The organism is Mycobacterium sp. TH-M11 (assembly GCF_057473725.1).
This window is the reverse complement of the sequence record NZ_JBYCLD010000031.1, coordinates 1-9261: the sequence shown is the minus strand read 5'-3', so window position 1 is coordinate 9261 and position 9261 is coordinate 1. Positions and strand designations below refer to the sequence as shown.

8 protein-coding genes and 1 pseudogene are annotated in these 9261 nt (G+C 66.6%); 3 read left to right on the top strand and 6 right to left on the bottom strand.

Translation table 11 applies throughout. The annotated features are described in order from the left end of the window. The 4 genes and pseudogenes from AC2VOG_RS01420 to AC2VOG_RS01405 all read right to left on the bottom strand — a co-directional run. Positions 1-578 (bottom strand): annotated as a pseudogene (locus AC2VOG_RS01420) (type VII secretion AAA-ATPase EccA); the annotation flags it as partial. Then, positions 571-1107 carry a YbaB/EbfC family DNA-binding protein gene (locus tag AC2VOG_RS01415; protein WP_486938132.1) on the bottom strand — a complete coding sequence of 179 codons (537 nt, stop codon included), beginning with the start codon at positions 1105-1107 and terminating at the stop codon, positions 571-573. The gene AC2VOG_RS01415 and the pseudogene AC2VOG_RS01420, both read right to left, overlap by 8 nt. Before the next feature lie 19 nt (positions 1108-1126). Continuing rightward, positions 1127-1957, bottom strand: a complete 831-nt coding sequence (locus AC2VOG_RS01410) for an ESX secretion-associated protein EspG (RefSeq protein ID WP_486938131.1) — start codon at positions 1955-1957, stop codon at positions 1127-1129. A 262-nt stretch (positions 1958-2219) separates the two neighbouring features. After that, on the bottom strand, positions 2220-2969 hold the full coding sequence (locus AC2VOG_RS01405) for a transcriptional regulator (protein WP_486938130.1): 750 nt from the start codon (positions 2967-2969) through the stop codon (positions 2220-2222). A 418-nt stretch (positions 2970-3387) separates the two neighbouring features. Here AC2VOG_RS01405 and AC2VOG_RS01400 point away from each other — a divergent pair, with 418 nt between their 5' ends. Beyond that, the gene (locus AC2VOG_RS01400; RefSeq protein WP_486938128.1) at positions 3388-3681 is read left to right on the top strand and encodes a WhiB family transcriptional regulator; all 294 of its coding nucleotides are present in this window, start codon (positions 3388-3390) and stop codon (positions 3679-3681) included. Between the two features lie 104 nt (positions 3682-3785). On the opposite strand, the gene AC2VOG_RS01395 is transcribed toward AC2VOG_RS01400, so the two are convergent. Together AC2VOG_RS01395 and AC2VOG_RS01390 are read right to left on the bottom strand one after the other, a co-directional pair. Then, complete coding sequence (locus AC2VOG_RS01395) at positions 3786-4754, bottom strand: MPT63 family protein (protein ID WP_486938127.1); 969 nt, start codon at positions 4752-4754, stop codon at positions 3786-3788. A 226-nt stretch (positions 4755-4980) separates the two neighbouring features. Continuing rightward, positions 4981-6687 carry a serine/threonine-protein kinase gene (locus AC2VOG_RS01390; protein WP_486938126.1) on the bottom strand — a complete coding sequence of 569 codons (1707 nt, stop codon included), beginning with the start codon at positions 6685-6687 and terminating at the stop codon, positions 4981-4983. Between the two features lie 428 nt (positions 6688-7115). Here AC2VOG_RS01390 and AC2VOG_RS01385 point away from each other — a divergent pair, with 428 nt between their 5' ends. Together AC2VOG_RS01385 and AC2VOG_RS01380 are read left to right on the top strand one after the other, a co-directional pair. Further along, positions 7116-7781, top strand: coding sequence for a hypothetical protein (locus tag AC2VOG_RS01385; RefSeq protein ID WP_486938125.1), 666 nt, complete (start codon positions 7116-7118; stop codon positions 7779-7781). Then, on the top strand, positions 7778-9261 hold a 1484-nt coding region (locus tag AC2VOG_RS01380; protein ID WP_486938124.1), incomplete at its 3' end, for a hypothetical protein. The genes AC2VOG_RS01385 and AC2VOG_RS01380, both read left to right, overlap by 4 nt.

The window sequence follows — 9261 nt, the reverse complement described above, 5'->3', positions numbered from 1 at the left end:
GTGAGCCGTCGCTCGGCTTCGGTGAACAGGCCCAGGTTTGCGGCAGCGACCCCGTGCGCAACGCCTGCCGCCGAGGCCAAGAACCTATCGGTCCATTCGGGCGCGTGCCGTACTTCGTCGATCACATCGGTCCAGCGTTCGGATGCGCCGTAGATCACCGCCCTGACCCAGGACACCAAGTGCTCGGCCCCGCGGGCTGGAGCCTCCTCCAAAGCATCCATGGCGTCAGCGAAATTGCCTTCCGTGGCTTCATTTACGGCAAAGCCGAGCGTGATGGCCAGCGGGGAGTTGACGGGATAGGTGATGTCACCGTAGAGCCCGCCGATGGGGATCCTGGCGTCCAGACTGACCATCGACATATCGGCCAGACCTGCCAGTTGCCCGAAATTACGCCGCGAATACCAGGCGCGGAACAGCGTCACCCGGTCGGTATCGCCACACCTGATCCGACCGATCCAGGCGTCGCAGGCAGTTTCGTCGTAGGTGGTGATCTCGGAGAACAGCTCCATCGACCGGCCTGGAGACATCGACAGCATGTTCACCGCTGTCCCGAACATGTTGCCCAACTGTTCAGTCATGCTCACCTGCATACCGGACGGCGAAGCATCGCGCTTCGGCGGCGGTCGCCTCTTCCGGAGACGGGAGGTGCAGTTCGCGGGCCAGGAAGTCTCGGGTGGACGCAGTGTCGTGTCCCAACGCCAACATCTCCTCGAGCATGGCGGCGTGCTGGGCAGACCGGGCCTTTTGCCGGGCCAAGTCCGCGATCAGCAGGATCTCGTCCGCGAGCTGCGCCTCAGCTGCGTCGGATTTCCCGCGCAGGCGGATCCGCTCTACGCGACCGTCCAGGTACGCCGAAACCGACACGGTGCCAGGTGGATTGGTCACCGTGAAAATGGCGGCCGGCTGTTCGGGGTGGACAGCGCCGACGTCCCCCCACAAATCGGCGGAGCCGATTACCGCCGGCTCGGCCGGCGGGAGATAGTCGTCGAAGGCTTCGAGGCCGGAACTTTCTTCACCGTCCGCGGCGGTGAAGAAGTCCAAGGCACCGAGGTCGCCGTGGTCGTCATCGCCGTCCTCGGGTGCAAATGGCGAATAGCCCTCTGCCATAGCGTTCTTCCTGTTTCTATCAGCGGTATTCGGTGTCGGCTTGGTCAAACCAGGCACCCGACGGCAGGAACTCCACCAGGCCTACCAGGGCACGTTGAAGATTCTCCGGCGTTCCTGGCAAGAAGCTTCCGTAGAGTTCGCCGTTCACCCGGCGGGGAATCGACACCAACCTGCCTTGGGGCGAATCCGCGACACCGGCCGCCAACTCGGTGGTGGTGATCGTGCCACCCGGATGCCGCTCGCTGGCGGTGATCTCCACCCAACTCGATGGATTGGCGATGATTTCCGCGTAGATGCGCGCCGATGCGGGCGCGACACCGTACTGCGCTATCTGCGTCGCGGTTTTGCATTCGGCCAGCCTGGTTGCGACCCCGGTGAGCGGTTCGACGTCGGCGGCGGGGGCGGATCCGAGCACAGTGGTGACCATGCCGGCCAGGCCCACCTGTGGGGCAACCAGCTGAGCGACCAGCATCTCGCCGTCACGCGCCGCGACCACATGGCGTTCGCCTTTGCGGCACACTACAAAGCGGACCATGGTGCCGCCGTCGACGTCGCGGCGCCACCACCGGCCCTCCAGCGTTCGGTCGGCCCTGCTGAGAGTATCGATCATCGCTGCGACGGTCGGGTGTGGCGTCCCATAGATGTCGAGTACGCCCTGTTCGGCGAGATCGCGCCGGACCTGATCCCAGACCAAATCCCGCAACTCCAACTGAGGGATATTCGGTCGGATCGCAAGAGCTGTGGGAAAATCCGCCAAACCGAGCCGGTCGGCGATCACCAGCATGCCGTCGATGGTCACCTCGACGGCGACGACGTCGTCGACATCGGCGGCACGGTATGGACTCGACATCGTCTACCTCAGGTGCATCGTTTCGTCGAGGTCGCTGCTCGCACGCTTGCCGGGGCCGCTCGGGCAGATCCTCTATGGGCTTGTTAAGTCCTAAAATACTGCGCGGCGACCGGACGCGGACGGCGGTTTGCAGAGATCGCTCGATGCTCGCCCACGGTCGGACCGCTACTCTGCGGTGCCAATCCGACGCCGCCATCCCGCCGCTTCGCAGAGCGAGCGTATCAGCCGGCTGGGTGCGCGCAGCGCACTAATTTTTCGCTCCTCAACGCCAGCTGATCTGCCGAATCAACGACTCGATCGCGTTCGCGGTGGCGTCGGGCAAGACGTCTTCTGCTTCCGCGCGGGCGATGGCCTCCTCCCCGACGCCTGCCGCCTGCGCGGTTTCGGATACCGATAGGTTCGCTTGGCGTCGCACGGCGTACAACCGTTGACCGAGGGTGGCCTGGGGCGCTTTCGCGCACAGCATCATCAGCTCGTCGTAGTGGCGGCGCACCGCGCTCAGCGCTTTGATCAGCGTCAGGCTGACTTTTCCGATCTGAGTGGCCCGGACGGCAACGGCTTCGACACGACGCAAGTCCGCCAGAATCGGTGCCGCAGCGCGATTGAATCCCGGGTCTTCGGCCGAGGGAAGCGCGGTCAGCGCCCTGGCGCAGCTGTCCGCAGCCGCGATGACGGCCTGTGCTATCAGCGGCATCTGCTCCTCCGCGGATAAGATTTCGGTGGCGTCTTCGCTCGGGCTGGCACCGCCCGCCCGGATGCGGGCGATGGTGCCTTGCGGCCACCGCAAGATCTCTTCGAGCTTGGCGCGGGTCTTGTCGCGCGGCCAACTGCGGCCCTTTTCGAACGCGATCAGCGCGCCGGCATTGATGACGCCGTCCGCGGCAAGGCTTCGCTGGCTGATATCGAGTTCACGGCGACGCGCCGCTGCCGCCGCACCCGCACGGACCACCCCTGGATCAAGGTCCTCATCGAGCTGCCAGGTCCCGGTGACGTCAAGATTCCCCAGATTCACATCTCGGTGCTCGTGTCGGTGATCGTCGATCTGCACGGTGCTCGGTGGCCTCCTCTATTGCTGGATGTCGCGCCGAGCCAGGCTCGTTGCCCGTGAGGGGATCGTCGTCGTGCGTAAGTGGTTGCGATTGGTCAGATCGCCACCGAGATCTTAACCCTTGCCGAAGCGCACCGCTACGGCCTGCGCTACGGAAATAGCTCCCCTGTCGGACCGTCAATCCCAGGGACGCAACGGGTTTGTACCACAGCAGCGCTACTGTTTCGTGCGAAAGCGGGGTGCTTGAACTCTATTTTCGCGGGTACCCCAGTGCAGCCGACCGTGGTGCCACATTTGGTTCTGTTGCGATGCTACGGTTTCTGCGTTATCGTTCCGTATCGCTGAAGCCGGACACCGCCGGACCGACCGAAGGAACGTGAGCATGGCCGCAACCGCCACTGTCTGCGAACTGCCACTTGGTGCTTGCACCCGGGATCCTGAGAGATGGACGACCACCGCCGATGAGGCGGCGAAAACGCTTTGCCGCGCCTGCCCCCGCCGCTGGCTGTGCGCTCGAGAAGCCTGTGAGCTGCCCGGGGTCGAGGGTTTATGGGCGGGGGTCGTGATCCCCGACTCGGGTCGTGGGCGCACTTTCGCGCTTCGCCAACTGCGTTCGCTGGCCGAACGCAACGGATACGCCGTCCGGACGCGCAAACCCGAGTTGGCCTCCGCCTGAGGGCGAAAAACCGCTAGACAACCCAAAAGAGGCCGGCGTGATAGTCACGCCGGCCTCTTTTGGTCGTAGTGCTCAGGGCGTTGCCACCCCCTAATTTTGTCCCGTCAATTTTGCCCCGGCGCTCCAGTGGGAGCGACCGTGTCGCCTCCGGGCGACGGCGAACCGCCCGGCGCGGGAGGCGCCGGGTTGGCCGGGGCGGGAGGTGGCGCTGCCGGACTACCGGCTGAAGCCGGCGTCCCTTCGCTGCCAGTCGGCGGCGGAGTGTTGCCCGGAACCTGCGCGGGGGCACCCGGTTCCGCGACGGGAGCGGGCGCACCTGGCGCGCTCGCATCCGGGTTGCCGGCAGGCGCAGGCGCTCCCCCTGGAGCCGGTGCCCCTGGGCTGTTGGCAGGAGCGGGCGTACCGGCAGGGACCGGTGCTCCTGGACTGGCGACGGGAGCGGCGGCCGGAGTCCCGCCCGACGCGGGCGTGCCCTGGCTACCGACCGGAATCGGGGTGCCCTGGGCGCCGGCCGGTGCGGTCGCGTTGCCGGCGGATGCCGCAGGCTTGTTTCCGGGCGTCGACGTCGCCTGCCCGCCGGTTCCGGTCGTCGCGCCGTGCCCGCCCGCTGGTGCGGTCGACTGTACCCACGTTGCCAGGTCCTGACCATTGGCGTCGCGGTACACAACCGCATTCGGGCTGTCGCCAGTCACATCGAAATAGACCTTCCCGGTGGTCTTTTGCCCCTGGGCAAGGCCGGCAGGATTGATGCCCTGCGGCGTGGCGACCTGGTAGAGAACGCGGTACGTCTGACCGCTCGGACTGATGGCGTTGAGGTCGGAGACGACCGGGGTCGCCCCACCTTGAACTGCTTCATCGGTTGCGGTGGCTTCCCAGAGAGTGCCGTGCGGCTGGTAGGGAATCGCGTCCGAGCTCTGCTTGAGATTGGTCACGGTCCACGCCTGGCCGCCGATGTTTGCCGGGGAACCCAGGCTTTGGGTGTTGCTCCCGGGAGCCGCCACGTCGGCGAACGCGGTTGCCGCACTACCGATGCACAATGCGGCCGCCGCGGCAAAAGTTGCGGCTGAGGCCATAGCCGCGCCTGAATTTTTCAACATGTTTCCTTCCTAGGGTCGCCAAAGTCGACGTCGCGATCTGCCGAGTTCAATTCGGCGTCTTCAATCAACTCGCTGCACAATTATCATTGCGGGCCGAGCGTTTCGAGGGTGCGGAATTGACGTTTCTTTGTCTATCACGCCCACCACGGCGCTGATTGCACCATTTTGGGGCGCCCGCTCCACAACGACCGCTCCTGAGACGTCACGAGTGCGACGCCCACCAGCCATAGAGTTGGTCGAAGTTCGGGCCGGTCGGCTCGGCGCGCACACTGCCCAGCATCAGCGCTGCGTCATTGGTCCACGCCACTACCGGGAGGTTGTGTTGAAGCCCGCACATCAGGATTCCGCTGATCTGGTCCGGCGAAGCCAAACGATGCCACGCTCCCGGCGATTGGATCCGGCCGGGGCATTCAACGACGGTTGACGTCTGCGCGATTTTATTGAAGGCGGAGCGCAACGTGGCGAAGCTCGGATACAGCGTGTAAGTCGCAGACGGCGGGCCGTCGGGGTCGACGTTCTGGGCACACGACACCCGGGCGAACGCGGTAGGTGGCGTAGCGACCGGACTGCACGCGCCCGGCGGGTAGCCGGCGGGCAGCAGGGCGAACAGCCGTGCCTGTGACTCGGCCAGCGGTGGCGTGGAAATCGGCGGCGGCGCCGACGCCCCGGTAGTCCGGTCGGGGTCCTGCGCTGGTTTCGCCGCGTCGTGTCCCGGACTGGTTCCAGAGGGAATCAACCAGATGAGCAGCCCGCCGACGACGACTGCCGCAGCGACCGCGGCGGCGACCGATGGGCCGCGGGATCGGCGGCGCGGCGGTCGCCTAAACGGAGAAATGGGCGGGGGCGGAGGCAACTGCGCGGGCCAGGCCCCGACCGGGGGAAACGACGGCGACGCCATGGGTCGGTCTACCCGCCCATGCGGGTCGTGGGATGTCATCGGCCAGGATCCCGGATACGACGGCGGGTGCGTCGTAGTAGCGGGCGCTCGCGTCTGCAACGGTTCGTGCTCCGTCTCCGGCAGGCTCGCTTCTTCGCTGCGCTCGACGATTTCCTCCGCCCGATCCTGGTCTTGTGAGCTCAGCGCCTCGTTGGCGGCATGCGCCAGTTCACCGGCACTGGCATAGCGCTCTTTCGGGTCTTTGGCCATGCCGCGCTGGATCACGCGATCGAACGCGATCGGAACACCCGGTCGTAGCTGGCTGGGATGCGGGATGTCGTCCATGAGGTGCGCCGTTATCAGCATCCCGGCGCTATCGGCTCGATACGGCGGCGAACCGGTCAAGCACTCGTGCAGTACGCAGGCCAGCGCGTAGACGTCGACGCTATGGGTCACCTCGGCCTCGATGAAACGCTCCGGCGCTGCGTACTTCCAGGTGCCGACCGCGCTCCCGGCCGACGTCAACTTCTCGTCGGCGGTAGCGCTCGCGATGCCGAAATCGACGAGGTAAGCGAAATCGTCGCTGGTGATAAGGATGTTTTCGGGCTTGATATCGCGGTGCACCACGCCGGCGGCATGTGCGGCGTCGAGCGCTGAAGCGGCTTGGCGCACGATGGCGACCGCCCGCGGCGGGGCCAGTGCACCGGACTCCTTCAACAATGTGGACAGGTCTTTGCCGTCGATCAGCCGCATCTCCAAATAGAGCAGCCCGTCGATCTCGCCGTAATCGTGGACCGGCACCACATGCGGCTCTTGAAGGCGGCCGGCCGTACGGGCCTCCCGTTGAAGGCGCTCACGGAACACCGGATCTTGGCACAGCACCGGCGACAGCAGTTTCAGGGCAACCGACCGCTCTTTGACGGTGTCCTCGGCTTCATACACCTCGCCCATACCGCCGCGGCCCAGCAGGCGCTTGAGATAAAAGCGGCCGAACTGTGTTCCCACCCGCGAACTCTGCGCGGCGTCGCTCATCGCCGACTCCTTAAGCCAACCCACGAAACTGCGTGGCGGCGAGAGCGCTGCGGCGCACCGGGCCGTCGATCGCGGAACGGACCTGCGTCAACGATGACGGCAATTCCTTGCCACTTTAATCACATATCAACGGTAGCAGCCGCCGCCGCACGCTCGACGACGTCCGGATTGCCGACCAGCTATGCCAGAACAACTCGAGGTGACTGCGAGAGGAAGCCCGGAAAAGCAGGTCGAGCCGGCGCTCGCGGCACCGACCCGCTGCGAAAGCGGGGCCGAGCGAATCCGGTGCTGTATCGGCGGCGCGAGTGCACGGTTGGTTCCGCCGCGCAATTGGCGCGCTAGGCGTATTCAAAATCAGAGACAATGGCAGACGGGCCGACAATAGTTTGGTCTCGAAGCAGCACTCGAACGAGCGGAGTGAACACCGGATGGTCTCAGCAGCGATTGATCAGGCCGAGGGTCCTGCGACGATTCCCCAGGCGCTCGAGCTGCCCCCGGCCCGCGAATTCATCACGTCAGCCGGATTTGGCGCAGCGCTAGCGCTGCTCGCCGTTGTGCTGCTGACGCTGACCTTAGTCGTTCACGGCTGGCGTGCGTCGAGACGTCACCGCGAAGAGCTCGACCAGCGCGAACGGCACTACGAGGCAGAGCGGGACGAGCGGGAGCGGGCCGCCGACCTCGCGATATGCGGTGAGCGATTCAAGTGGGTAGTCGAGACCGCGGGCATTGAGCCGGCCGCCGGTGAGAGCGCAACTCTTGGCCTGGGGCCGGAAGTGGCGCTGGAGTTACTGGCCGGCCTGCATCGTGATGCGACGAGGCTGGGCGATGAGACCTTGGCCAAGGCGATCGCTGTTTACCTGAACCAATTCTCGTTGGTGCTGGCGCAGCAAGGCGGGCAACTTTCCCATCTCAGGACCGGACCGGCCGGGGCGCGCGCGGCCGCGAAGCCGGCGGCCCGCAAGCGAGCACCTCGCGTCGAGGCAGAGCCCGGGTCGGCGGCCCAGCCCCCCGACCTGAGTCCGGAATCGGAGACCGCGGCCGATACCGCGGCAACGAGCGCGGGCGAGCTGACCGGTAGGCGCCGCCGCCGATGACTACCACGACCTACCAACGCATAGAAGACCTCACACCCGCCGAGTGGGCGGCCCTGACAAGACGCGCCGCACAAACCGCCGCCGCGGCCGCCGAAGACGTCGGTCTGGCTCCGTCCGCCGACGTGGCCGCGGTCGCCGCGATGAGCGAAGAGCAGCTCATCGATCACCGCAACACCCACGGCCCGGGGCAAAGACGCCTCTCGGCCGTCATGCGTTTGGTCCAAGCCGACCAGTTGCGCGCGAACGCCGAACACCTCGCTCTGACCGCTCAGCAAGACCGGACCGACGCGGCGGCGAAGGCCGAGATGGCGGATGCGGAAGCGGCGCGCGCGGTTCAGGAAGCAGCGTTGGCTCGCGAACGGGCTCGCGAGGTGGAGGCCGAATCGGCCCGCAAAGACCAGCGGCGGGCGGCCGATCATGCTGCGGATCAACGAACTATCGAAGCTCTTCGCAGTGAACTCGCACAACTTCGGGCAGACGCGCAGGCCGAAATCGCCGCGGCGCGAGAGCAGGCGGCGGCCGCGGATGCGCGGGCGGAGCAGCGGGCCGCCGAGCGCGCCGCAGAACGGAAAGACGCCGAGGCTGCCATCCAGCGGCTACATGAGCAGATCGAAAAGATCAGCGCCGATACCGCGGCTCAGCTGGCCGCTGCGGCTGAACAGGTCCGCGCTGCCGAGGCTCGAGCAGCCCAACGAACCACTGAACGCACAACCGAACGCGAAGCGGCCGAACGCGACGCGCAGGAGGCGCGCAGTTCGCTCGAGCGGGTACGCGCTGACGCGGCGGCCGCCGTGGCCGAGGCCAAGGGTAAGGCCGCCGGCGAAATCGCGGACGCGCGAAAGGTTTCCGACGCAGCGGTCGCCCAAGCGCAGCAAGAGGCCGAGGCGGCCGTGGCCGAGGCCCACCAGAAGGCCGCCGCCGAAATCGCGGCCGCCGGGGAAGAGATCGCTGCGGCGCGACACGAGGCCGCAGAGGAGATCGCCCGCGTTCGTGCAGTCGCTGACGAAGAAGTCGCGCGCGCACACCAAGCGGCCCAGGAGGCGGTCGACTGGGCGAAGGGCGAGGTGCAGCGCATCGGCGCCGGGCATCCGGGCACCCCGCAGGCCCCGTGGGAGAACAACGACGACTTCTTACCGCCCCCGGTGACAATTCCCGTCCCGCCGCGCGAGATTCGCGACGACACCGGACCGATCGAAGACACGCTCGCCGTCATCCGCCGGGTCGACGAATTATGTTGGCAGTTAAAGCAAAACACCGGACCGGGCGGGGTGCGACACCCGGTGCGCAGCGAGCACGCCCGCGGCCTGCTCCGAGCGGTGCAGCAGCAGGCCGGGGACTTCTCGCAGCAACTACACAGTCTCGGGGCGCGCTACGAGGAGCCCTGGCAAACACGGCTGGCTCGTGACTACGCGCGCTCCGCGGCCGAGGCGTACAGCGGATTCCTGCAGCGCATTGCCGCGGCAACCGACCGGTTGGGGCA

Coding starts and splice junctions, on each gene's coding strand:
- AC2VOG_RS01415 (WP_486938132.1), bottom strand. CDS start 1,107: ATGGCAGAGGGCTATTCGCCATTTGCACCCGAGGACGGCGATGACGAC.
- AC2VOG_RS01410 (WP_486938131.1), bottom strand. CDS start 1,957: ATGTCGAGTCCATACCGTGCCGCCGATGTCGACGACGTCGTCGCCGTC.
- AC2VOG_RS01400 (WP_486938128.1), top strand. CDS start 3,388: ATGGCCGCAACCGCCACTGTCTGCGAACTGCCACTTGGTGCTTGCACC.
- AC2VOG_RS01395 (WP_486938127.1), bottom strand. CDS start 4,754: ATGGCCTCAGCCGCAACTTTTGCCGCGGCGGCCGCATTGTGCATCGGT.
- AC2VOG_RS01390 (WP_486938126.1), bottom strand. CDS start 6,687: ATGAGCGACGCCGCGCAGAGTTCGCGGGTGGGAACACAGTTCGGCCGC.
- AC2VOG_RS01385 (WP_486938125.1), top strand. CDS start 7,116: ATGGTCTCAGCAGCGATTGATCAGGCCGAGGGTCCTGCGACGATTCCC.